The organism is Rhodococcus sp. Leaf278 (assembly GCF_001426085.1).
GTDB lineage: Bacteria > Actinomycetota > Actinomycetes > Mycobacteriales > Mycobacteriaceae > Rhodococcoides.
The window spans coordinates 193790-217156 of record NZ_LMRR01000044.1 but is presented as its reverse complement, the minus strand read 5'-3'; the positions used below and the strand labels follow the sequence as shown (position 1 = coordinate 217156).

The window sequence follows — 23367 nt, the reverse complement described above, 5'->3', positions numbered from 1 at the left end:
CAGCGAAGGATTCGGCAGAGCGTAGATGTTGCGAGCGGGTGAAAGCGTGACAACATCAGAGCCTATGAGCATCACGCAACGAGCCGGTGCGGCGGCCATCGTGGTCATCCCCGTTTTCGTTACATTCGCAATGATCGTCGGCGGAACTCCAGCAAAACTGGGTGCCTTCGCCCTTGTCGTGCTGACCGTCGGAGCCTACATCGGCCTACGTCATCCGCTGTATCTGACTCGCGCTCTTGCCTTTTCGCTCGGCGCATTGCCGTTCGGATATGTTCCCGGAGTTCACGCACCGTTAATATTCGGCTTGGGAATCGCGGTCATCATCGCCACTGTGGTCCACCGCACAGCAGTGAGCCGCATCACATGGCCGGAAATGCCGATGATCGCACTGCTCGTTCTTTCCGCATTGTCGTTGTTCGCGACGAGTGGCGCACTCGTCGACTACGTGGAATTCGCGCAATGGCTCGTATCCACCTTGGTCGTCGTCTGCCTGCTGCGCATGCAGCGTGACGAGCTCGCCCTTTTCGGTCGGATATACGTCTACGCCGCCTCGGCCGCAGCTGCTTTCGCGCTGCTGATCTTCGTCGCCGATCCGGCCGGAAAACTGATTCGATACCTGTCGGTCTTCGGCTACGGCAGCGAAGAAGAAAGCACCAGGTTCGTCTACAGCCCCACCGGAGCCACCACCGTTCGCCTGGCCGGAACGTACATCGACCCCAACGCGGCCGGTATAGGATTCGTGCTGGCCCTGATGCTGTGTGTGCTGCTTCTGCGCGGCTACCTGCGCACAATGCTTGCGGCACTGCTGTTCCTGTCGATCGTCATGACGCTCTCTCGCGCAGCGCTGTTCTCCGTGGTGTTCGGCGTACTCCTGATGTTGGTGTTCCAGCAGCTGCGCACTCGTGAGCGGCTCGCCATCGTCGGTGCCTTCGCAGCAGCATTCGTCGGGGCTCTCGCGGTACCGAGCGTGCGCAATCGCGTCTTCTCGTCGTTCGGCAGCGGGGACGCCGGCTCCAGTGCGCGCGGTGATGCTCTGGTGGAATTCCCCGGTCACATGCAGGGTCACTGGATGTTCGGACTGGGCTGGGGCCGTGCAGAATTCAAAGACCCCACGGTCGCTTTCGAAGTCAACTACGTCGCCAACACCCCGCTGCTGACCATCTATCGGGGCGGTTTGGTGGCCGGTATCGCCTTCGTCGCGATACTCGTCGTCATCGCCGTGGTCGGGTACAAACTCCTGCGGTCCCGACAGTGGGAGTACGGGTTCTACGGCGGCGGAATGATCGGTTTTGCCGTCGTCGCGCTGCAGCTCGACTTCCCCGTTGTCACCATTCCGGCGACCACCATGGCGTTTTCGGTGATGTACGCATTTCTCGTCTTCGCATGGGAAAAGGCGTCGGAAACCGATCCACCTACCGACAACGTCGCGGCTGCCAGAACGAAAAGCTTGGTTTCACCGATGGAAGCGTGACCAGCAGTTTCATAACAAATGGAATGGATTTCGGTATTTGTACAAACCCTTGTTTCTGATGCAATGATTCACCGCACCGGCCCGTCGAACATTCGTACAGGCCCCCTGGTGGAAAGAATTTCGAGATGGTTCTTCGCGGTGGCTTTCGCACATTGATGTCGGCAACAACAGCGATGATCGTCGCTGTCGGCCTTTCATTCGGGGCACAAGCACCGGCCCAGGCAGCCCCGACGCCACCCGGCGTCGGCATCTCGGACGGCGGCGGTCTGCTCTGGTCCACCGATGCCGAACTGGACACGACTGTCCAATTCGTCACCGCCATGGGCGTGAAGTCGATGCGCATTGCCATTCCGTGGCCGACCGTCGAACCCACCCAGGGCCAGCTGAACTGGGCACCCGTCGACCGCGTGGTGAACAAACTGCGAGCAGCCAATATCTCGATGCTGGGGATCATTGCCTACACCCCGGCGTGGGCGACCTCGCCGGTGAATCAACCCATCAGCACGCGTCCGGCCTCGCCGGCCGCATTCGGTGATTTCGCCGGAAAAGTCGCCGCCAGATACAAGGGCAAAGTGGCCGATTACGAGGTCTGGAACGAACCCAACGGGTCGATGTTCTACGGACCGCAGCCCGACGCAGCGGGGTACACCGCCCTGCTCAAGGCCGCGTATCCCAAGATCAAGGCAGCCGACTCGGCCGCAACCGTCGTCGGCGGCGTACTGGGTGCAGCCGAGCAGGCATACGGAGTGGTCAACCCCGTCGACTTCACCGATCAGATGTACGCGGCAGGCGCAAAAGGCTATTTCGACGCGCTCTCCTATCATCCGTATCAGTACTCGCTGAAGTTCTCCGAGGGCCCGTACGTCGAACATTCCCCGGCCCGGCAGGTCATGGACATGCGCGCCACGATGGTGGCCAACGGTGACAGCGCGAAGAAGATCTGGGGAACCGAGTACGGCGTGCCGACGTCCGTGGCGTCGGAGGATCAGCAGAGCGCACTGATCACCGACTTCGTCACCAAGTGGCGCGAGCTGCCCTACACCGGCCCCATCTTCCTGTATCAGCTACGTGACCAGCAGACGGGCAGCAACGACCCGGAGATGACATTCGGGTTGCTGCGCACCGATTGGTCGGCCAAGCCCGCACTGTGGGCGTTGATGAACCTGCTGCAGACCAATATTCCGCGGACCGCGGAGTACAACCGCTTCGCGGCCGCTCCCAACAATTTCGGGGCTGCCCTCGGTCCGGTGTTCCCCGTACGCGACACGTGGGCCCAGTACCGCCAAGACGCCGTGGTCTACGAGATGCCCAACGGATTCGTCGGCGTACCGCGCGCTGTGGCCGAAGCGATCCGCTACACCGGCTTCCTCCCCACCACTCCGTTCAACGGCACCTACCAGGACTTCGACAGCCCCTACGGCCTTCGTGTGTTCTCCACCGCCATCGGCGGCACACACAACATCGGTGGCGGCATCTTCAACGCCTGGGATCCCACCCTCGGCCCGGCAACCAGCGACGAAATCCCGCAATACGGCGGCGGCGTTCGCGTCACGTTCCAGTACGGCGCGATCACCTGGGCACCTTTCGTGGGGACGACCGTCACCCGTTGAATTCGGGACTATCCGATCAACAATTCACAGACCGCGAATCCCTTTATTGCGTTCTCGGCAGCCAATTCTCGGTGTCTTCATTGCGGCCAAGTTAACTCTGGGCGAAGGTGCGGTTTCACGCTCAGTCGGTGACTGATTTGTGTTGTGAAGAACCTCACTTCCGCCTATCTATTTGTCGTGCGAACGGATATTCATATACAGCGAATGAATGACGTTTCGTGGCAGGATTACGTCCATTGTTCGTACGTCTCGTCGGGGGACGCCGATTTGTCCACGGTTCCGTCGTGCAGTGCCGCACGCTCGAACGCGATCGGTGCTCGAGATGTCTCTCGCTCCATACGAGTACGGTTCGACACGATGGGTAGCTGATGAGTACGAATATTGTTGTGTCGCAGCTTGGTTCGCCTAAGCACCATCAGGCGGAAGCATGACCGAAAGCACGAGACCCCGCGTTGCGATTGCCCACGACTACCTGACCCAACGCGGCGGTGCCGAGAAGGTCGTGCTGGCAATGGCACGCGCTTTCCCCGACGCGCCCATCCACACCACGCTCTTCGAGCCGTCGACGACGTTCCCCGAGTTCTCCGAACTCGATGTACGGCCTTCCCGGTTGAACCGAGTGGGTTTCCTTCGCAAGAACCACCGCGCCGCCCTGCCGCTGCTCCCGTTCGCATCCTCTTCCGTGGAGATCGACGCCGACGTGGTGCTCACCAGCACCAGCGGTTGGGCCCATGGCTTCCACACCTCCGGTCGCAAGCTCGTCTACTGCTACTCCCCGGCGCGCTGGTTGTACGAATCGCAGATGTATCTGGGCGAATCGCGGAGTCCGCTCAAACGCGCTGCACTCAAAACACTTTCAGCTCCGCTGCGCACCTGGGACAAACGAGCGGCACTGTCGGCCGACCGGTATCTCGCCATCTCCACCGTGGTGCAGCAACGCATCACGGACGCATACGGCATCAGGTCGACGGTGCTGCCCGCGCCGTTCACCGTCGAGACGGCAACGCCCGAACCGATCCCCGAGGCGGACGCCTTCTCGAAGGGCTCGGGCTACTACCTCTGCATCTCACGACTGCTGCCCTACAAGAACGTGGACAAGGTCATGGCTGCATTTGCCGGCACCGACCGCAAGCTGATCGTCGTCGGCCGCGGCCCCGAGGCAGACCGACTGCGAAAGCTGAAGTCCGACAACGTACTGATGCTCAGCGATCTGACCTCGGGCCAGATGACCTGGCTCTATCAGGGTTGTAACGGTTTGATCGCCGCCAGCTATGAAGATTACGGACTGACCCCCATCGAAGCGGGCGTCCACGGCAAGCCCAGCGCGGTGTTGCGCTGGGGCGGCTTCCTCGACACCGTCGAGGACGGCGTATCCGGTGTGTACTTCGATCAGCCCCAACCGGATTCGATCCGCGACGCGGTGACAGAGCTCGAACGAATCTCGTGGGAACCCCTGAAGATCAAGGCTCACGTCGAGCAATTCAACGAAGAACGCTTCGCCGCCGAACTGCACGCGGCGGTGTCCGAGATGTACACACACAACATGGAGAGGGCGGCATCGTGATGACCAAGCGCGCACTGATCACCGGCATCACCGGCCAGGATGGCCTCTACCTCGCCGAGCTACTACTGAGCAAGGGCTACAAGGTCTTCGGATTGATCCGCGGACAGAACAATCCGAAGGCCGCCATGGTCGAACGGGAGCTACCGCAGGTCCAGATCCTGCACGGCGATCTGCTGGATCTCTCCGCCTTGATGCGCGCGTTCGCCGTCGCCGACCCCGACGAGGTCTACAACCTCGGAGCCGTCTCCTTCGTGGCCTACTCGTGGGAGAACGCACGCCTCACCACCGACGTCACCGGCGGCGGCGTGCTGAACATGCTCGAGTCCACCCGGCTCTACGAGCAGGTATCGGGCAAGCAGGTTCGCTTCTACCAGGCCTCGAGCTCGGAGATGTTCGGCAAGGTCCAGCAGGTACCGCAGCGCGAGGAAACGTTGCTGTGGCCTCGATCCCCCTACGGTGTCGCCAAGGTCTACGGGCACTACATGACAATCAACTACCGCGAGTCCTACGGTATGCACGCCAGCTCCGGCATTCTGTTCAACCACGAATCTCCGCGTCGAGGGCCGGAATTCGTGACGCGGAAGGTGTCCCAGGCCGTCGCCCGGATCGCCCTCGGATTGCAGAGCGAGATCTCGCTGGGCAATCTCGACGCCAAGCGCGACTGGGGGTTTGCCGGCGACTACGTCGAGGCCATGTACCTGATGCTGCAGCAGGACGAGGCCGACGACTACGTGATCTCCACCGGCGAGACTCATTCCATCCGAGAGCTTCTGGACCATGCCTTCGCCGCCGTCGACATCACGGACTGGGAGCGCTACGTCAAGATCGACCCACAGTTCTTCCGTCCGGCCGAGGTGGATCTGCTCGTCGGTGACTCCGCCAAAGCCCACGCCGCGCTGGGCTGGAAGCCGAAGGTTGCCTTCCCCGAACTGGTTACGATGATGGTGCACAACGACCTCGCCGAACAGTCGCCCGACACGGCCGCAATCGCGTGAACACCGGGCACCGCCCGACCGCGCTGATCACCGGAGTGGCAGGCCAGGACGGTAGCTACCTCGCCGAACTGCTGCTCGAACGCGGTTGGGTCCTCCACGGTGTGGCCAAGCCAGGTGGTAACGACGGCACAGTCAACCCGCACGTCGCGCAACACCGAGTCGACATCAGCAAACCCGGAGTTGCTCGAGTTCTGATTCGCGACATCGAGCCCGATTACGTCTTTCACCTCGCCGGCATCTCGTCGGTGTGGCGATCGTGGAACGACCCGGTCCTCACCACGCAGGTCAACGGACTCTCGGCAGCTGCGCTACTCGACGCCTGCTTCACCCAGCAGGAGGCGTCGGGCAGGCGGATCATGGTGGTCAACGCGTCCAGTGCCGAGATCTTCGCCGGATCCGGAGTACCGCGGCAGAACGAAGACACGCCGATTGCTCCGACCTCGCCCTACGGAGTATCGAAGGCACTGAGTCACAACATGGTTCAGGTCTACCGATCCCGCGGCCTCGAGGCCACCAATGCCGTCCTGTTCAACCACGAATCGCCGCGACGACCGGAGACCTTCGTGACCCGCAAGATCACCAAGGCGGCCGCGGCCATCTCCCGCGGAACCCTCGACACACTCGAACTCGGCAACCTCGCCTCGGTACGCGATTGGGGCTGGGCACCGGACTACGTCGAGGCGATTGCAGCGATGGCCGACTACGGCAAGGGTGACGATTTTGTCGTCGCCACCGGCGAGGCGCACAGTGTGGCGGATTTCGTCGCCACCGCGTTCGAGGCAGTGGGGATCGACAACTGGCGTGATCACGTCCAGAGCGACTCCGAGATGCTCAGACCCGTCGACTCGGCAAGAATGGTCGGCGACGCCACCAAAGCCCGGAACCTGTTGGGCTGGGCACCGACCAAGGACTTCGATCAGATCGTCAAGGCGATGGTCGAGTTCGACATGACCGAGGAGATGGCAGCATGACAGCGGTGGAACGGCCTGTGGGCGAGATCTACGACGTGTCCAACTACAAGATGCAGGACATCACGTTCAAGCGGAAGCTGCGCAACCGCGTCGGCACCCTCGGGTTCAATATGTTCGTGACTTTCATTCCGTCACACTGGATTCGGCAGAACTTCCTGCGCGCGTTCGGAGCGACGATCGGCAAGGACGTCTCGATCTTCCGCGGCACCACCATCCTCGATCCCGAGGGCCTCACCATCGGCGACGCATGCTCCATCGGATTCCGCTGCATGCTCGACGCCCGCGGAGGCATCACGATCGGCAGCAATGTCGTCATCGCCAGTGACACCCACATCATCGGCGGCTACCACGATCACAATTCGCCGGAGTTCACCCCGATCCTCGAGCCCTGCGTCATCGGCGACTATGTGTGGATCGCCAGTCGCAGCACACTTCTCAGTGGGGTGACCCTCGGCCGTGGCGCGGTTGTCGGTGGTTGCTCCATGGTGCGCGGGGATGTGGGCGAGCTCGAAGTGGTTGCCGGAGTGCCGGCCAAGGTGCGCGCGATGCGCGATCCCAAAGCCCTTGCCTACCGCCCTAAGTATCGGCCGCTCTTCTACTGACCCCCATGTGCATGGAACTTCGTAGCCCACTACGAACTTCCGTGCACGACCGAAGGGAGCCTCGAGAAGGTGATCCTGCGCGACTGCCGACTCGTCTACCTCGCCCCTCGATCCGGAGTGGGCGGGGTAGGCGACTACGCCGACGATTTCGCCGACGCTGTGCGTCCCCACTTCGGCGAGGTGATCGAGTATCGCCATGACGGACCGGGGTCACACTCGGTACGAGACATTCTGCGGCACCGCAGGGCAATACAGGAGCTCGTCGACGCCGACCCGGGCAGGACCATCGTGCACTGCGAACTCAGCGGCGGCTCGGTGATGCCGTTCTGGGCAACCGCACGTCTCACCGGCAACCCGCTGGTGACCGCGACCGTGCACGACCCACCCGGCATCGTCTGGTGGCCCGCCCGCACCAAGTTCCTGGCCGGCAAGAAGGTGCTCAACCACGGCCTGCACTACCCACTACGCGCCGCGTGGCGCCGACTGGAACGGGCCGTCGTCGGACGTCGAACACTGTTCGCGCTCACCCGCTCCGGTTCCGACTCCCTGGAACGCAGCTACCCCGCCGTGACGGCAGAGGCCGTGATGCACTTCGTCCCCGAACGCCCCGACATCACGCCGGCCGAGGATCGGCCCCTCGCCGTGGGACTGTTCGGATTCGTCTATCGCGGTAAAGGATTCGATCAGCTCCAGCAGCTTCGCGATCGCTTGCCCAGCGAGATCGCAATTCGCATCGCCGGACGCGGGACCGAACAGCTCGACCCCGTGGACGGCGTCGAGATTCTCGGCGAAGTGAACGGACCCGAAGAGGACGCCTTCTTCGCCTCCATCCGCGCACTCGTAGTGCCCTACGGCAAGCGATCCATCTACGGCGACGCCTTCCCCGCCTCCGGTTCGGTGAGCCGTGCCATCGCCTACCAAACTCCGGTTGTGTGCCTCGAAGAAGGTGCGCTCTCCGAAACCGATGGCGGTGCACTGGTTGTCGCCGGCGGAACCGTCGAGATCGCCGACGCCACCGCTCGGCTCGTCACCGATCGGGAACAGCTGACCCGACTCCGCCAGGAAGTGGAGACCCTGCGCAGCGCCAACGCTCCACACCTGGTTGCCGAGAGTTTTGTGTCTGTGTGGTCGAAATGAACGGCAATCTGATCAAGGCCGGGGTCGCCGCCCTGTGGACCTACGGCGGACGCGGCATCGGTCTGCTGTGGACCGTCGCGCTGATCGCCAAGCTCGGGATCAGTGACTACGGTCAATACGCCATGGCCTTCGCGCTCGCCGCGATAGTCGCAGCGCCACTGGATCACCCGTTCACCGTCCGTTCCATCCGGGTGACCGAGCGAGAGTTTCTGGGCGAGCGCACCACCCGGGTACTGGCCGGTGCGGTACTGATCGTCGGCGGGCTCTGTCTGCTGCCGGTGAGCTACATCGCCTGGTTCGCTCTCGTCATCGGCGGCGGCGAGTTGGTCTTCAATGCCTACAAGAGCAGAGCATTGCGCGACGGCCGTCCTGATCTGACGCAGCGCCTGGACACCACTCGACAGGCGACATCCATCGCGCTGGCGACCGCGTATCTGTTCGCCGTTCCCGACCCGTCGCTGACGACGGCCAGCTTGCTCTACGCGGCACCGTATTTCGTCATCGCGCTGCTGGCCGCGCTGCAGACCCGGGTCGCGGCACCGCGTGTCCCCGGATCGTGTCGCGAGATGTCGATGCTGTTCTCGGAGAACCTCGCCAACGCGGTCTACATCCAGGGCGACGTACTGCTGCTCGGCTTCCTCACCGACTCCACGATCGCCGGTTACTACTCCGTCGCTGCCGTGACAGCCTGGGCCGTGGCCTTCATCGGCCAGGCCTTCGGCAACACCTTCCACGAGAAGCTCCGCGCAGCAGACGGATTGGTCAGTGCCGGTCCGGCCCTGAAGCACACGGCCATTCTCGGCGCTGCCGCTGGATCTCTACTGTTGGCAGCCGGGCTCGTACTGTTCTTCACTCCGGCATCCCCGCAGGTTGCCGGCGCTCTGGTGGTGATGTCCCTATTCGTGGTGATGCGGGTGATGAACCACGTGTTCACCACCGTGCTGTACCTCCAGCATCGCGACCGCACGCGGGTGCTGGCTGCCGCGACGCTCGCACCGCTGAAGATGGTGCTCGTGCTGTGCCTGTTCCCCTTCGGTGCCGTCGGCGCAGCCGTGGCATCGGTCATCACCGATGCCGTGCTCCTCGTCTGGTTCATGCGCGCCCTGTATCGCCGTCCGGTGAAAGAAGAGGTATCGCAATGAGACGCGCGACTTTCCTGCTGTCCAAAGACCCAGTCACCGAACACGGTGGCGACATCGCATTATCTCGTTTGATGATGCAGCTGGCCCGTGAGGCATTCGAGGTGCGCTCGATCTGCCTGTCCAAGGAGACCGGTGTAGCTCCCGACGTCGTCCGCGTCCCCAAGCCGAAAGTCGATGTGGGGTTGCTGACAAAGTCTTTACGGCCGACCCGCTCGGTCGTGCACGGGCGCTACGACGTCGACGCCTTCCGTGATGCCATCGACGCCTCCACCTCGGATGTGTATGTGGCCGAACACAGTTACATGGCCGAGTCGTTTCTACGTTCGACCAAACTGGGGTCACCATTTGCGATCAACACTGTCAACACCGAATCGCAGGTGTGGAAGGTGACGCGCGGGTTGATCGGCCGCATCGAGGCACCGCGCATCCTGCGTGACGAGATTCGCGTCGCGCGCGCGGCAGATGCCGTCGGGACGTACGACGCCGACGAGGCGCAGATGTACCGAGACAACGGTGTGCGTGACGCTCGCTGGATCGACCTCACCCTCGAACCCGCGCCGCAGCTGAATCTGGCGGAGACCGCGAAACGGCTGGTGTTCATGGGCACTCGTGACTGGCCGCCGAACCAGGAGGCCTTCAAGATCGCGCTGGAGTACTGGCCGGAGATCTCCGCGGGCATCGACGGTGCCGAGCTGTGCATCATCGGCGCGAAGGCCCCGGGCGCCAAGGATCCCGTCTATCCGGCCGGAGTGCGCGACCTGGGCTTCGTCGACGATCTGCAGGAGTTCCTCGGCACCTGCCGCGCTCTCATCGCACCCGTCGCCACCGGCGGCGGCGTACGCGTCAAGATCCTCGACGCCGCGAGCAAGGGCCTGCCCGTCGTCGGAACCTCCGCGGCCGTGGGATCCCTCGACTCGATTTTCGAGCTGCCCACCTTCGACGACAAGGAGCAGTTCGTCGCCGAATGCCGTCGCTACCTGCTCGATCGCACCGCAGCCGTCAAGGCGGGCGAACGCATCTACGAACTGAACACCGCACGTTGGCACGATCGCATCCCTCACTCCACCGTGGAGTCACTGATCGGTGCTCCGCTGACACGCACCTTAGGATGATCGCCATGACCCTCCGCTCACGTCTGCTCACCGTGGCCGCAGCCGCCGCAATTGCCGTCGGACTCTCGTCACCGGTCGCGAATGCAGCACCACCGGCGGGTCTCGGCTTCACGGGCGGAGCGCCGTTCCTGACGCTCGACGACGCCACGCTGAACAACGAGCTCGGGGCCGGACGCGAGATCGGTGCCTCGTGGGTGCGGGTGGTCGTGAACTGGGCGGCCATCGAGACGGCACCGGGAGTGTTCGACTGGGGCAACACCGATCGCGTGATCAATGCCGCGACGGCACAGGGTTATTCGGTACTGGCCGTGCTGGGCGGAACCCCCGGATGGGCGCAGGGCGGCATTGCCTCCCCGCTGCCTGGTGCAGTTCCGTTGGATCCCAACACCTTCGGTGCATTCGCCGGTGCCGCTGCGGCGCACCTCGGCGATCGCGTCGACAGCTACGAGGTGTGGAACGAGCCCAACATCCCCACCTTCTTCGCGCCCGTCGACGCTGCCCGCTACACCGGCCTGTTGCGCGCCGCGTATCCCGCGATCCACAACGCCGACGCCGGAGCCACCGTGCTCAGCGCCGGGTTGGCCACCACCGTGAACTTCGGAGCCTGGACCGTTGCGCCGGTGACCTTCCTGCAGCAGATGTACGCAGCCGGAGCGGGCGGATTCATGGATGCCGTTGCGCTGCATCCGTATACGTTCCCCTTCACCGTCGAGAACGATCCCAACGGTCAATGGGCACAGGTCGATCAGGCCTACGGCACCATGGCGGCCAATGGCGACGGCGGCAAGAAGATCTGGATCACCGAACTGGGCGCTCCTACCGGCAACGGCCCGATGGCCGTCACCGAGGACGCCCAGGCTGCGATCATCGGCTCGAGCCTGGCCAAGGCGTCGTCACTGCCGTACGTGGGCCCGGTATTCGTGCATTCGCTGCGTGACTCGGGAACCGACCCCGCCGACTCGGAACAGAACTACGGACTGCTGCGCTCGGACTTCAGCGCAAAGCCGGCATACGACGTGGTGCGGGGTTCGTAGGCTCTGCTGAAGGTTCGGATTCGGGACCTCACACCCTTTTTCCCGACCGCGCGCCCGAGTTCAAGTCATAGAAGGGGCGCGCACCTCGTAAGAGGGGTGTGAGGTTACCCAGCCCGGCGAGCGGACCTCACGGTTCACGATCGCTCCCCATACGCGGCATCCCGCACATTCGACTCGATACTGAACCCTCAGGTCCGGGGTCGTCACGCGCATTGTCAGGACCTACCGCACGCCCACGAGATCTGAACGAAACCCCTGCGCAACGGCCGTCGATCTGATACATCTTTACCGGCCGGTAAAGCCCGGCCCTGACGTGTCACCTCTACAGAGTCGAGCATCATGTTGCGCGCTGCATCCACGTTCCTGACCGCCGTCACCCTGACGGTGCTGTGCGGGATACCTGCAAACGCGTCTCCTCCTGTTGCTGCCGCCGAGGCCCGGGTATGTAGTGCGCCATCAACTCCGTCCTCGGGGTTCGAGCGCGCGACGGCAGCGGAAGTCGGCATGGACAGCGCGGCTCTGCAGCGAGCAGTGGACTTCGCGTCTTCGCGTCTGCGGACCAACATCCAGATCTTCAAGAACAACTGCCTGGTCGGAGAAGGGCCCGCGAACAACATCACCGAGAACACGCCCTGGCACCTGTGGAGCTCGACCAAGAGCGTCGTGGCCATGGTCGCCGGCGTTGCGGTGACGGAAGGTCTGCTCGATGTCGACGCTCCGATCGGGCAATACCTCCCGCTCGGCCAAGGCGACGAAGCGCACCGAGCAATCACCGTCCGAGCGCTGCTGAACCAGAGTTCGGGGCTTGCCCAGGCCGTCATCTCGGAGGCGCTGGCAAGCGGTTTGGACTTGGGTATCGACGCACCTGGCGAGGCCCTGCAGCTGCCGATCGTCGCACCGGGACAGTTCCAGTACTCCCAACGCGGGACCGACCTTCTGGCCTACGTGATCGAAAAAGCCGTCGGCGAAGATCTGCAAGCGTTCGCGCAGCGCACGTTGTTCGACCCCGTGGGCATCTCCGCACGCGACTACTACTGGGCGCGAGATCGAACCGGCCACACCTATGGGTTCGCCAAACTGTTGATGCCTCCCCACGACTTCGCTCGATTGGGGATGCTGATGCTGAACGACGGCACCTGGAATGGCAAGAGGATCATCTCCTCGGCCTACATCAACGAGCTGAGGGCACCGTCACCGGACAACGCCTGCTACGGATTCCTGTTCTGGCTCAACAGGTCTCCTTGCACGGGTCCCTCACTTCCGTCTCAGAAGACCCTGGACGTGACGCCACTCGCAGGGCTGCCCGATGACGCCTACGCGATGGTCGGCTTCCTGCAACAGAACAACTTCATCGTTCCCAGCCTGGACCTTCAGGTGACGTGGACCGGCGTGTTCGGTGACGTCTCACCCGATTTCGCCACCCTGATCAGCGCAAGCACGAACAGCGAGCTGTATCACGAGTTCTTCGGCCAGTTGATCCAAGCGCTGCCGCCCTATGTCGACAGCGTCGCCCCGTACGTACCGACGCCCAACAACGACGTCAACATCGGCGAATTCTTCGACCCGAATATCGTGCTCGGGTCGCTGGGCATCGGCGACCTCGCCTCCCAACTGGGCGGAGAGGTTGCTGCGCCTCTCGCAGGCACCCCCTTCGGATGCTTCCTGCTTGCCTGTCTTCCCATCTCTTCGGACACACCTCACCGAGTGGGGAGCTGAGGATCCGGATCGGTCACGGATTCGATTCCTGCACAGATGAATCGAGACACGACGTCAGTGGCGTCGACGGGTTCCATGCCTTCGACCAATAGCGCGTAGCGCGCGGCTTCAAGGCCGGTCGCTACGACCATCGTTGCTACCGTTCGGGTCACGGCACCGGGGACGGGAGTACGTGCGGAGTCGTTCCGAGCCGCAAGCGTCTGGTCGATCAACTGAGCGATGCGAACCGCGAATTCTCGGTAGACCGCATTGATCATGTCCGCTGTCGGACTTCCCGGATCGTTTGCCGACATCAACAGTGCGAAGCTCGCGGGGTGCTGGGCCGCATACTGCATCCCAGCCGTCACAGCGACCCGAACAGCCGAGCCGACGTCTCCGACATCCAATGTGTCGTACACCGAGAACAGTGACGTCTGCATCAGAATCATCTCGCGGCCGACCACCCGCTGATACATGGACTCTTTGTTACCCAGGTGGGCGTAGAGCGTCGGCTTCGTCGTGCCGCCGCGCCGAGCAATAGCTGCGACGCTTGCGTCCCGATAACCGACATCCGCGAACACATCACGCGCCGCATCGAGAAGCTCGTCGTCGGAGGGTCGCCGCTGTGAAGGGTGCACGCACCGATGATCCCATTCGTTCCCGCGCGCCCATCAACGAACGGATTCGGAGCAGAACTACGGACTGCTGCGCTCGGACTTCAGCGCCAAGCCGGCATACGACGTGGTGCGGGGTTCGTAGGCTCTTCGAGGGTTCGGATTCGGGACCTCACACCCTTTTTCCCGACCGCGCGCCCGAGTTCAGGTCATAGAAGGGGCGCGCACCCTGCAGCAGGGGTGTGAGGTTACTCAGCCCGGCGAACGGACCTCACGGTTCACGATCGCTCTCCATACGCGGCATCCCGGACATTCGACTCGATACTGAACCCTCAGGTCCGGTGCCGTCTCGCCTCGGAATCAATCGCAGCCAGCCCTGGAACAACGTTCCAGCTGTGACAAGATCTGCGCATGACGAACATCAAGCCGACACCCGCGCGACGTTCCGATGCCCTGTCGAAGGAGCGGATCGTGCAGGCAGCGATCGAGATGCTCGACGAGGGTGGCACCGATGCTCTGACGTTTCGCACCCTTGCCGCACACCTGTCCACGGGCCCCGGTGCGCTGTATCACCACGTCGGCAACAGGGATGGTCTTGTCGCAGCAGCGGCCGAAGCTGTTATGGCATCGATCTTCGAATCCTCACCCGAGAACGAGCCGACCGAGCCAGGTGTTCGCGGTCTGATGATGCGGGTGTTCGACATGATCACCACGCGACCATGGGTGGCAACGCAACTCGCCGGTGCGCCGTGGCAGCCGGCCGTCATGCATCTGTTCGACCGCATCGGAACCGAATTGGATGCACGCGGAGTTCGGGAAAATGCTCAGTTCGACGCCGCTTCCGTGCTCATGTACCACGCCCTCGGGGCTGCGAGTCAGCGCGATGTCGGGAGGCAACTGGCCGCCACGGTGACGGATCGAGCGGCATTTCTCGACTCCACGCGCTCGGCGGTGACCGACACCGGCGACTATCCGTTCCTGACGCGGATCGCGTCGCAGTTCGCCGGCCACGACGACAGAGAGCAATTCCAGGCCGGGGTCGACATCATCCTCGCCGGCATCGACCGCGGTTGAACCATTCTCTGGAACCTACCCCGCTTGACAGTTTTGGAACACTGTTCCATTCTTGACTGGAACAGTGTTCCAACAACGAGCGGAGACTTCCCATGGGTACAACCATTTCGATCATCGGTGCAGGACTGGGCGGCCTGGTGTTGGCACGGGTACTGCACGTTCAGGGAATCGCCGCCACGGTGTACGAGGCCGACACCACGGCTGACGCGCGCACCCAGGGCGGGCAGCTCGACATTCACGAGAACGACGGGCAGGTCGCTCTCGCCGCGGCCGGGCTCACCGAGGAGTTCCGCGCCATCATCCACGCGGGAGGCGAAGCGACTCGCGTCCTACGCCCCGACGGCGAGGTTCTGTTCGATGAACCCGACGACGGCACCGGCGGTCGACCAGAAGTGCTGCGCGGCGACCTCCGACAAATTCTGCTCGACTCATTGCCAGCCGACACCGTCCAGTGGGGTCACAAGCTCGCCTCCGTGCGCCCACTGGGCGACGGGCAACACTCACTCGAGTTCGAGAACGGAACTACCACGATCAGCGATCTGCTCGTCGGTGCCGACGGCGCGTGGTCACGAGTCCGATCGCTGCTCTCGGCCGCCGTACCGGCTTACGTGGGTACCGTCTTCGTGGAGACCTACCTCCACGACGTCGACGTACGCCACCCCGCCACCGCTCGCGCAGTCGGTGGCGGTGCGATGTTCGCACTCACTCCGGGTAAGGGAATCTCCGTACACCGCGAGGCCGGCGACATTCTGCACACGTACGTTCAGCTCAACCGCAGCTCCGATTGGATCGACGCAATCGACTTCACCGACACCACCTCCGCCAAAGCCGCTGTCGCCGCCGAATTCGATGGGTGGGCATCGGAATTGACAGCGTTGATCACCGACGGGACCACCGCGCTGGTACCCCGCAAGATCTTCACGCTCCCCAACGACCACCGCTGGGATTCCACGCGGGGAGTAACCCTCGTGGGTGATGCCGCACATCTCATGCCGCCCTCCGGCGACGGTGCCAATCTGGCGATGTTCGACGGTGCCGAACTCGGTCGCGCGATCTCCGATCACCGCGGCGACATCGACGCAGCGGTGTCGGTCTTCGAGAAGGCAATGTTCACGCGAAGTGAAGCGGTGGCCGTTCAGGCGCACGAAACGCTCGACCTGTGCCTCGGGGAACAATCCCCGTTCGGACTGATCGACCTGATCTCCGGCGTCACTCCCGTCGGCTCGGGTGATCGTCTCTCGCAGTGACAGATTCATTGTCCGACGCCCAATCGAGCACTAGGGCTGCAAGTAGTCACCTATGCCGGAAACGCCATATGTGAAGCCGAATGCAATTTCTGCTCCGCTTCGAGGTCCATGTACGGGGATGCCCCTGACAGAGGCGTCCAATGGACCGTTAGGTGCACCCCTCAGGTCAATCACCGTTGAACAGATCGTCGGACAAATCCACCCCGACGACGATTTCGCTGAACTCGATGCTGATGTACGGCATGTTTCGCCGCAAAGCGATGCCCGACTCCGCATCGAATGCCACGGCGCTCGGGAAGCCCTGCCACCCCGGAGGTAGCTCGAACTCCCAGGCCGCCCTGCCGCCCACCTCGACAGCAGTTCCTTCGGTGTTGTCGGCAATCAGAGTGCTGAACTCGACGTCCCAGTTCTTCTGCACTTCGACCAGGGTGTCAGGGTGTACCTCCAGACCGATCGGCGGAGCACCTTTCTGCAGGACGCCGTCCACTCGGGACCAGTAGTCGCCGCGCCGGTTGACGATGTGCCGGACCCCGTCTCGGTCTGCCATCCGATACGACCTGTATGGGCGATACCAGAACCGAATATCCGCTACCCGATCTCCCCTGGTCTCGATAGCCCGTCCGTACCGGGACAGCCGGGAAGATTTCTGGTATCGATCCACGACAGCACCCCACGAAGATTCGGACTCGAAAGTGTGTGGCGGCTCGACGGGTAGCGCGGGCCCTGTCCGAACCACTGCGACGGCAAAGATACCGCGGCTCAACACATCAGGGCTGACGTGAGACTGGGTCAGATGATCGGCCAACGCGAACGAGCCTGCTACCGACGGGTATCCGTCGTTGTGCGGTGGCGGACCTTCGATCCCGATTCCGCCGATCGCACGGGCGGCTTCGATCACAGATTTCGGTGCACCGCGTTCCTCGGAGTCGTAGTGGTAGGGATCGAAATCGGCGACTACCTTTCCGTCGGACCACCATACGAACCGCTCTCCCGAGCCGAGACTGCTGTGTGACACGATGTCTCGGCCTGCGAACAACGGCTGCAAGTATGATTCCGTTGCTCCCACGTACTGCGAGTTCTGTTGCACGAGGAGCGCTTTGTTATCACCGAGATCCATGACCGCAATGAGTTGAGTATCGAGGCCGTCGAGCTTGCCTGCTGCATCCAGATCGGCCTCTGCGGGTAGCAGATCGGTGATGCCCTCTGCAGTCACGTGTTCGGTGTTGTCCGCACCGAAAGCCTGCAGTACCTCAGCGGTCGACGCTTCGCAGATGATGGTCGCGACGTATCCGTTTCCGATCCAGCCTTCGTACAGGTCCGGGATGAACATGTACTCCTCGTGCGAGCGCATACCGCACGGTCTCACAAATTTTGAGTCGGGGCCATCGGGCATTCGAGAAGCGGTCGGACTGACATGTCGGGGATCGTTTCCGGGCGTCGCTCCGATGCGGCGCTGGCGCACTGGTCGGCCATGATGTAACGGTGCCGACTACCGATCCGTTCCACTCGCTCGTTCTGATGAACGCAGTGTTCGCCTCAGCAGCATGGTCATTGGCCAAGCCGTCGTGGCCTGCAGCAATCTCGCTGGGTGTTGTGTCGATTCTGTGGTTGTTCTTCAACACCCCCATCGAAGGTGCGGTGCTGTACGTGGTCGACGCGGACAGAGGTCTGACCGAATCGGACTTTCTCACTGTTGCGGGCTTGATCCTGGCAGCAGTGACTATCGCCAGAGTCCGGCGATCGGACTCTATTGCCTGCTGCGATCGCGGGCCCGCGCGCGGAACTGGCCGACTGCAAGAAGGATCAACGCGGCCCCCAGAAGAGTGAGGGGAATTTGGGCGAGGGGGGCATCGATGTCGAGGACGAGAATCTGCCACACCACCCACCCGATGGTCACCAGCCCGGCGCACGTGACATACACCGGAGCTTCGGAGGCGTCGACGAGTACTGCTGCCACACAGATCAACGGTCCGAGTCCGAGAAAGATCAGCACGAACAACCCGGAAATGCGGTAGTCCCAGGTATGCCACGAGGGGAGCATCCCGACATCCAGGCCGAGTGACCGACCGGTCGGGTCGGAGGTCAAGGACACGCCGTTGAACATCCCGGCTGCACCCAACAAGATCAGCAGCGCCACCGTCGAGAGCTTGTTCACGGTGACGTCATGTGTTCGTCGTCCTTCGCTTGTGACAGTCCTACGTAGCCGTTGATTCTGCCAGAACAAGTCCGATCGGTCTCGTTCCTTGCCGACGCTTGTGCGTATTTCGTCGACTACAGCTGGATTACAGGCGGACCGCAACCTCGAACAGTGAGCTCAGCTAAAGGGCTAGACTTCGCGACGCCGTGCCCAACCACCTATGGAGTCTCCCGATGCCCAAGCTGAAGACCGTCAGCGAATTCACCGGCAAATGGTTTGCCCTGATCGTCGTTGCGGCGGGTGCGCTGGCCCTGATCACCCCCGACACGTTCAGCGGCGGCACACCTGCCGTGCCGTGGTTGTTGTCGATCATCATGCTCGGCATGGGAATGACGTTGCGGCTTTCCGACTTCGCGGTGGTGGCCCGGCGACCGTGGGCGCTGCTGCTCGGCGTTGCCGCGCAATTCATCGCGATGCCGCTACTCGGGTTGGGCATTGCCAACGTGCTCGGACTCTCCGCTGCGCTCACTGCCGGCATGGTGTTGGTCGGATCCGCCCCAGGCGGTACCGCGTCGAACGTGATGGTCTATCTCGCGAAAGGTGATACAGCACTGTCGGTGGCGATGACCTCGGTGTCGACCTTGCTCGCACCGATACTCACGCCGCTTCTCGTGCTCTGGCTCGCCGGTGAGTACCTACCGGTCGACGCGGGCGGACTGTTCGTCTCGATCCTGCAGATTGTGCTGGTGCCCGTCGTACTGGGAGTTGTTCTGCGCCTGCTGTTTCCGAGGATCATCGACCGTATGCTCGACGCCCTGCCGCTGATCTCGGTCGCCGGCATCACCGCCGTCGTCGTCCTCGTAGTGGCGGCCAGCGCCCCGACATTGCTGTCGATCGGTGCGCTCATCGTCGTGGCCGTCGTACTGCACAACTCGCTCGGACTCGCCGTCGGCTACGGCATCGGTAAAGCCTGCGGACTCGACGTCGCCAGCCGACGTGCCATCAGCATCGAGGTAGGCATGCAGAACTCCGGCCTGGCCGCAGCACTGGCGTCGGTGCACTTCAGTCCCGCAGCAGCTCTGCCCGCGGCAATCTTCTCGGTGTGGCACAACGTGTCCGGGTCCCTACTGGCCAGCTACTGGTCCAGACGGTCCACCGGGGCCGATAGCAAACAGGACAACGCAGTCACACCGGGTTGAGTCTTGCTCGCAGCAAACAGAATTCGTTACCTTCGGGATCCGCCAGCACATGCCATGACTCCTGGCCGGTCTGACCGATCTCCACTCGTCGAGCACCGAGGGTGATAAGTCGTTCGAGTTCGGCGTCCTGATCCCGATCGGTCGCACTCACGTCGATGTGCAGTCGCGGTTTCGCCTTCTCGGGATTCTCGCTGCGACTGAGGATGATGGTCGGCTGTGCGCCGCCGAAGCCGTCGCGCGCACCGATCTCCACCGAACCGTCGTCCTCCCTGTCCAATATGACGAAGTCCAAGACCTCACACCAGAACGTCGCCAAGGCCTCGGTATCCCGACAATCGAGTACGAGTTCACTGATTCGACATGCCATGCGCGCCAAACTACACCCGTCGAACCGTGCCCAAAGCCGATCCACCTCAGACACCGTTGTTTTCATCGGTAGTGCCCGGGTATGCGCCCTTGATGGCAGATCACGCTACCGATCCCGCGCCCACCGAAGCAGATCCCGACGATCCACGTAAGGCGGATTCACCTGCGGATCTGACCAAGCCGTCGTGGATCTACGTACTGAAGAAGACCGCACGTGAGTTCTCCCGAGATCAATGCACCGACCTCGCAGCCGCGCTGACCTACTACGCCGTGCTTTCGCTCTTCCCCGCGATCCTCGCCATCGTGTCGTTGCTCGGCGTGTTCGGCCAGGGACAGGCCACGGTCGACGGCGTACTGCAGATCGTCGGCGATCTCGGACCGCAATCGGCGGTCGACACGCTACGTCCAACCATCGAGCAGCTCGTCCAGGCACCCACCGCGGGCTTCGCGTTAATCATCGGTATCGCCGGTGCGCTGTGGTCTGCGTCCGGCTACGTCGGCGCATTCGGCCGCGCGATGAACCGCATGTACGAGGTGGACGAGGGTCGGCCAATCTGGAAATTGCGCCCCGTGATGCTTTTGGTCACGCTCGTCGCTCTCGTACTCATCGCACTCGCGGCCGTCATGCTGGCGATCAGCGGCCCCGTCGCCAAGGCTGTGGGCGACGCCGTCGGACTCGGCGACACCGCACTGACGATCTGGAACATCGCCCGCTGGCCACTCGTCCTGATCGTTGTGGTGCTAGCCGTCGCCATTCTGTACTACGCGACTCCGAATGTGCAGCAGCCCAAGTTCAAATGGATCAGTTCCGGGGCAGCGGTCGGCATCATCGTGTGGATTCTCGCAACCGTCGCGTTCGGTTTCTACGTCGCGAACTTCTCCAGCTACAACAAGACCTACGGATCACTGGCCGGAGCCATCGTGTTCTTGCTATGGCTGTGGATCACCAACTTGGCCTTGTTGTTCGGAGCCGAGCTGGACTCCGAACTCGAACGTGGTCGTCAACTGCAGGCCGGAATCGTTGCCGAGAAGCGACTGCAATTGCCACCGCGCGACACCCGCGTCTCCGACAAGAACGACGAGAAGGATGCGCAGGCCGTGGAACAGGGTCGCCGACTGAGGGAGGAACACAACCCGGGGCAGTGATTTCCCTTTCCCGCTACAGATCTCGGCGTTCGATCGACAGTTGCTCCACTCCGCGGAGCAGATCCGGGGTTTACCGTGGCCGGGCCGTCGTGTGGAGAAGATGCTCACCCGCGCCGGTTGAGTTACGGCCGACTCCGCGGATGCGAGGCAGCGACGATCGATCCCCCGAGCACCAGTGCATTACCGAGCAGAATGCCCGTCACCCCGAACGGGCCGGCGATCGCGCCGACCGTCAATGGGATGAGAATCTGCGCAGACCTGTTGGCCGACATGCGCAACCCCAACGCCTCCCCCTGCGTGGATTTCGGGACGATCGAAACCACCCACGACATGGTCAGTGGCTGCGGAATTCCCAGCGCGATACCGAGTGCGATCATGACTCCGATGGCACCCACAGCCTGCACGAATGGCAGCACAGCGAGAGCGATCGCACCCGCCGCCAGCGAAACATTCAGCAGCACAGTGCGACCGAACTTCTCGTCGAGCCTGCCGAGCCCCACTCGGCTGACCACCGACACCCCGGCACGCAACGCCAACAGCCACCCCACCGTCGTCACCGACACCCCACGCTCGACGGCCCACGCCGGGACGAAGGCATAGAGCAGATCGACCGTTACCAGCACCGCGCCGCTGACCGTCAACGATTGCCACATACCCGGCAGCTTGAGCAGTTTCAGCCCCGACGCCTCGTCCTCGGCAGGTTTCTGCGCACGAATGTGTTTGCGGCCGAGCATCAAGAACAGTGCGGTGGGCAGCGCTACCGCGGTGAAGGCCCCAGCAGTGAGGATGCCTGCCGTCGTGTTCGGACTCTCGACGCTCGCGCCGCCGAATCTCGACGCGACGGCCGTCACCGCGAGCGGCCCGACCAACTGACCCATCGACGCGGCGGCAGTCAGTGCACCAAAAGCGCTCTCGTTCTTGCCGTCGACGTGGACGTGGGCGACGAACGCCTGCTGCCCGATCATGATGAGCAGATTGCCCAGACCGAACGCGGCCGTACATACGAGCAACGCCCACATTGCCGAAAATGCAACGAGTACACCGGTTGCGATCGAGCACAGAACGATTCCCGACACGATGACCACCGGCCCGCCGAATCTGTCGGCGATGCGCCCGATCGGCAGGGCCGCCAATACTGCGGGCGCAGCGAACAGTGCCGCGATCACCGCAAGCGTTCGAGTGTCGGCACCCTCGGCGATCGCCCGATAGCCGATCATCAACCGCACCCCGACCCACCCGGCCTGCGCAGTCGTCGCCTGAACGGTCAGAGCAATCGAATCACGAGAAGCCATCAGCGCAGGGGAATTTCGTCGGTTCCTCCGACCAACCTCGACACGTCGTTGATGTCGTCGCGCACCGCCCCGTACCGACCGGGATCGAGGTGGAAGATCGCCAACTGCAGTGCGTACGCAATGGCGATGGGAATGATGAGAGTGTTGTACTCGGAATCGTCTCCCCGTTGCGCGACGAGGAGATGCGTCGGCGCGGGCCTGAAGTGATATCCCGGCGCGTCGCTGATCAGGATCGACGTGCCACCGCGTCGTTCCGCTTCACGGACCAACGCGGGCAGCTGAGACGGTGCCTCGCGCAGTGCGAACGCAATAAGGATGGAGTCCTCGGTGAAGCTGACGAACCGCTCGGCGAGGTCCTTTCCCCCGAGGCCGAGCTCGACGACTACGAGCCCGAGTCTGCGAAGACGGCGGGCCAGCATATCCAGGGCCGGTCGTTCGTCGGCCTTGGAGAACAGGTAGACCACCCGCGACCGATGAATGGAGGTCGCCACGTCCACCAGCTGCTCCTGCGGGATGAAGCTCGACAACCGCTCCAGTGCACGCGCCTCGTCGCGTGCGAAGACAGCCAGTTCGTGACCGGTCTCGCTGCGCATCAGAGCCGATGCGGTCACGGGTTCGGGGTTGTCGCGTTCGAGATCTGCGCGCAAGTCCGGGAATCCGCTGTATCCGAGCTTCTGCGCCAACCGCACGACGGTCGACTCATGGGTTTGCGCGCGGGCCGCAACTGGAGCCGCGCGCAAACTCGACGGCGCGGGCTCGCCGAGAAGCACCGCAATGACCCGCTTTTCGGACGCGCTCAACGACTTTCCGCTGCTCGCCACCACTGTTCGGAAGCTCATACCCTCCACTTTCCACTGTGTCTGTTGACACACTCAACCACAATCCTGTAAACCTGTGCAAGATTGCAAGTGATCCACAGCACAGCAATCCGGCCGACCTCTCAGGCCGCATCCGAACAT

General features: G+C 62.9%; 21 protein-coding genes. 15 read left to right on the top strand and 6 right to left on the bottom strand.

Going from position 1 to position 23367, the window contains the following annotated elements; genetic code table 11:
- Window positions 1-64 precede the first annotated feature (64 nt).
- From ASG84_RS25385 to ASG84_RS25335, 11 genes are all read left to right on the top strand, one after another.
- Entirely contained in the window at window positions 65-1471 is a 1407-nt protein-coding gene (locus tag ASG84_RS25385; RefSeq protein ID WP_235581844.1) for an O-antigen ligase domain-containing protein, read from the top strand.
- Window positions 1472-1596: 125 nt separating this feature from the next.
- A complete protein-coding gene (locus ASG84_RS25380) occupies window positions 1597-3081 on the top strand; it encodes a cellulase family glycosylhydrolase (protein ID WP_057479712.1) in 1485 nt (494 codons plus the stop codon).
- Between the two features lie 427 nt (window positions 3082-3508).
- Window positions 3509-4645 (top strand): glycosyltransferase, encoded by a 1137-nt coding sequence (locus ASG84_RS25375; RefSeq protein WP_057479711.1) that lies wholly within the window; start codon window positions 3509-3511, stop codon window positions 4643-4645.
- Window positions 4645-5640, top strand: coding sequence for a GDP-mannose 4,6-dehydratase (locus tag ASG84_RS25370; protein WP_032405368.1), 996 nt, complete (start codon window positions 4645-4647; stop codon window positions 5638-5640). Before ASG84_RS25375 ends, ASG84_RS25370 begins: the two co-directional genes overlap by 1 nt.
- The gene (locus ASG84_RS25365; protein WP_057479710.1) at window positions 5637-6611 is read left to right on the top strand and encodes a GDP-mannose 4,6-dehydratase; all 975 of its coding nucleotides are present in this window, start codon (window positions 5637-5639) and stop codon (window positions 6609-6611) included. The genes ASG84_RS25370 and ASG84_RS25365 overlap by 4 nt, the downstream gene beginning before the upstream one ends.
- Window positions 6608-7213: an acyltransferase gene (locus ASG84_RS25360; protein ID WP_057479709.1), complete on the top strand. Its 606-nt coding sequence runs from the start codon at window positions 6608-6610 to the stop codon at window positions 7211-7213. Before ASG84_RS25365 ends, ASG84_RS25360 begins: the two co-directional genes overlap by 4 nt.
- Window positions 7214-7282: 69 nt before the next feature.
- The gene (locus ASG84_RS25355; RefSeq protein WP_235581843.1) at window positions 7283-8350 is read left to right on the top strand and encodes a glycosyltransferase; all 1068 of its coding nucleotides are present in this window, start codon (window positions 7283-7285) and stop codon (window positions 8348-8350) included.
- Window positions 8347-9492 (top strand): lipopolysaccharide biosynthesis protein, encoded by a 1146-nt coding sequence (locus ASG84_RS25350; RefSeq protein ID WP_057479708.1) that lies wholly within the window; start codon window positions 8347-8349, stop codon window positions 9490-9492. The genes ASG84_RS25355 and ASG84_RS25350 overlap by 4 nt, the downstream gene beginning before the upstream one ends.
- Window positions 9489-10604, top strand: a complete 1116-nt coding sequence (locus tag ASG84_RS25345; RefSeq protein WP_057479707.1) for a glycosyltransferase — start codon at window positions 9489-9491, stop codon at window positions 10602-10604. Before ASG84_RS25350 ends, ASG84_RS25345 begins: the two co-directional genes overlap by 4 nt.
- A gap of 5 nt (window positions 10605-10609) precedes the next feature.
- Window positions 10610-11638, top strand: coding sequence for a hypothetical protein (locus ASG84_RS25340; RefSeq protein ID WP_057479747.1), 1029 nt, complete (start codon window positions 10610-10612; stop codon window positions 11636-11638).
- Window positions 11639-11977: 339 nt separating this feature from the next.
- Window positions 11978-13354 carry a serine hydrolase domain-containing protein gene (locus tag ASG84_RS25335; RefSeq protein WP_057479706.1) on the top strand — a complete coding sequence of 459 codons (1377 nt, stop codon included), beginning with the start codon at window positions 11978-11980 and terminating at the stop codon, window positions 13352-13354.
- Here the strand turns inward: ASG84_RS25335 and ASG84_RS25330 are convergent.
- Complete coding sequence (locus ASG84_RS25330; protein ID WP_082521214.1) at window positions 13336-13971, bottom strand: TetR/AcrR family transcriptional regulator; 636 nt, start codon at window positions 13969-13971, stop codon at window positions 13336-13338. The two genes, ASG84_RS25335 and ASG84_RS25330, sit on opposite strands and share 19 nt — an antisense overlap.
- A gap of 387 nt (window positions 13972-14358) precedes the next feature.
- On the opposite strand from ASG84_RS25330, the gene ASG84_RS25325 reads away from it, so the two are divergent.
- Both ASG84_RS25325 and ASG84_RS25320 read left to right on the top strand, forming a co-directional pair.
- Window positions 14359-15021 (top strand): TetR/AcrR family transcriptional regulator, encoded by a 663-nt coding sequence (locus tag ASG84_RS25325; protein ID WP_057479704.1) that lies wholly within the window; start codon window positions 14359-14361, stop codon window positions 15019-15021.
- A 92-nt stretch (window positions 15022-15113) separates the two neighbouring features.
- Window positions 15114-16268 (top strand): FAD-dependent oxidoreductase, encoded by a 1155-nt coding sequence (locus ASG84_RS25320; RefSeq protein ID WP_057479703.1) that lies wholly within the window; start codon window positions 15114-15116, stop codon window positions 16266-16268.
- A 166-nt stretch (window positions 16269-16434) separates the two neighbouring features.
- Here ASG84_RS25320 and ASG84_RS25315 read toward each other — a convergent pair whose 3' ends face one another.
- Both ASG84_RS25315 and ASG84_RS25310 read right to left on the bottom strand, forming a co-directional pair.
- Entirely contained in the window at window positions 16435-17598 is a 1164-nt protein-coding gene (locus tag ASG84_RS25315) for a DUF6461 domain-containing protein (protein ID WP_156399702.1), read from the bottom strand.
- 417 nt (window positions 17599-18015) lie between these two features.
- The gene (locus tag ASG84_RS25310; RefSeq protein ID WP_057479701.1) at window positions 18016-18423 is read right to left on the bottom strand and encodes a hypothetical protein; all 408 of its coding nucleotides are present in this window, start codon (window positions 18421-18423) and stop codon (window positions 18016-18018) included.
- Between the two features lie 215 nt (window positions 18424-18638).
- Here ASG84_RS25310 and ASG84_RS25305 point away from each other — a divergent pair, with 215 nt between their 5' ends.
- Entirely contained in the window at window positions 18639-19604 is a 966-nt protein-coding gene (locus ASG84_RS25305; RefSeq protein ID WP_057479700.1) for a bile acid:sodium symporter family protein, read from the top strand.
- Here the strand turns inward: ASG84_RS25305 and ASG84_RS25300 are convergent.
- Window positions 19591-19971, bottom strand: a complete 381-nt coding sequence (locus ASG84_RS25300; RefSeq protein ID WP_057479699.1) for a VOC family protein — start codon at window positions 19969-19971, stop codon at window positions 19591-19593. The two genes, ASG84_RS25305 and ASG84_RS25300, sit on opposite strands and share 14 nt — an antisense overlap.
- Window positions 19972-20063: 92 nt before the next feature.
- Here ASG84_RS25300 and ASG84_RS25295 point away from each other — a divergent pair, with 92 nt between their 5' ends.
- Window positions 20064-21116, top strand: a complete 1053-nt coding sequence (locus ASG84_RS25295; protein ID WP_057479698.1) for a YihY/virulence factor BrkB family protein — start codon at window positions 20064-20066, stop codon at window positions 21114-21116.
- 122 nt (window positions 21117-21238) lie between these two features.
- Here ASG84_RS25295 and ASG84_RS25290 read toward each other — a convergent pair whose 3' ends face one another.
- The gene (locus ASG84_RS25290; RefSeq protein WP_057479697.1) at window positions 21239-22408 is read right to left on the bottom strand and encodes an MFS transporter; all 1170 of its coding nucleotides are present in this window, start codon (window positions 22406-22408) and stop codon (window positions 21239-21241) included.
- Entirely contained in the window at window positions 22408-23247 is an 840-nt protein-coding gene (locus ASG84_RS25285) for a MurR/RpiR family transcriptional regulator (protein ID WP_082521213.1), read from the bottom strand. The genes ASG84_RS25290 and ASG84_RS25285 overlap by 1 nt, the downstream gene beginning before the upstream one ends.
- Between the last annotated feature and the right edge of the window lie 120 nt (window positions 23248-23367).

Excerpts from the sequence above, each read along its gene's own strand:
- ASG84_RS25385 (WP_235581844.1), top strand. The coding sequence starts at position 65 with ATGAGCATCACGCAACGAGCCGGTGCGGCGGCCATCGTGGTCATCCCC.
- ASG84_RS25380 (WP_057479712.1), top strand. The coding sequence starts at position 1,597 with ATGGTTCTTCGCGGTGGCTTTCGCACATTGATGTCGGCAACAACAGCG.
- ASG84_RS25375 (WP_057479711.1), top strand. The coding sequence starts at position 3,509 with ATGACCGAAAGCACGAGACCCCGCGTTGCGATTGCCCACGACTACCTG.
- ASG84_RS25370 (WP_032405368.1), top strand. The coding sequence starts at position 4,645 with ATGACCAAGCGCGCACTGATCACCGGCATCACCGGCCAGGATGGCCTC.
- ASG84_RS25360 (WP_057479709.1), top strand. The coding sequence starts at position 6,608 with ATGACAGCGGTGGAACGGCCTGTGGGCGAGATCTACGACGTGTCCAAC.
- ASG84_RS25350 (WP_057479708.1), top strand. The coding sequence starts at position 8,347 with ATGAACGGCAATCTGATCAAGGCCGGGGTCGCCGCCCTGTGGACCTAC.
- ASG84_RS25345 (WP_057479707.1), top strand. The coding sequence starts at position 9,489 with ATGAGACGCGCGACTTTCCTGCTGTCCAAAGACCCAGTCACCGAACAC.
- ASG84_RS25340 (WP_057479747.1), top strand. The coding sequence starts at position 10,610 with ATGACCCTCCGCTCACGTCTGCTCACCGTGGCCGCAGCCGCCGCAATT.
- ASG84_RS25335 (WP_057479706.1), top strand. The coding sequence starts at position 11,978 with ATGTTGCGCGCTGCATCCACGTTCCTGACCGCCGTCACCCTGACGGTG.
- ASG84_RS25325 (WP_057479704.1), top strand. The coding sequence starts at position 14,359 with ATGACGAACATCAAGCCGACACCCGCGCGACGTTCCGATGCCCTGTCG.
- ASG84_RS25320 (WP_057479703.1), top strand. The coding sequence starts at position 15,114 with ATGGGTACAACCATTTCGATCATCGGTGCAGGACTGGGCGGCCTGGTG.
- ASG84_RS25315 (WP_156399702.1), bottom strand. The coding sequence starts at position 17,598 with ATGTTCATCCCGGACCTGTACGAAGGCTGGATCGGAAACGGATACGTC.
- ASG84_RS25305 (WP_057479700.1), top strand. The coding sequence starts at position 18,639 with ATGCCCAAGCTGAAGACCGTCAGCGAATTCACCGGCAAATGGTTTGCC.
- ASG84_RS25300 (WP_057479699.1), bottom strand. The coding sequence starts at position 19,971 with ATGGCATGTCGAATCAGTGAACTCGTACTCGATTGTCGGGATACCGAG.
- ASG84_RS25295 (WP_057479698.1), top strand. The coding sequence starts at position 20,064 with ATGGCAGATCACGCTACCGATCCCGCGCCCACCGAAGCAGATCCCGAC.
- ASG84_RS25290 (WP_057479697.1), bottom strand. The coding sequence starts at position 22,408 with ATGGCTTCTCGTGATTCGATTGCTCTGACCGTTCAGGCGACGACTGCG.
- ASG84_RS25285 (WP_082521213.1), bottom strand. The coding sequence starts at position 23,247 with ATGAGCTTCCGAACAGTGGTGGCGAGCAGCGGAAAGTCGTTGAGCGCG.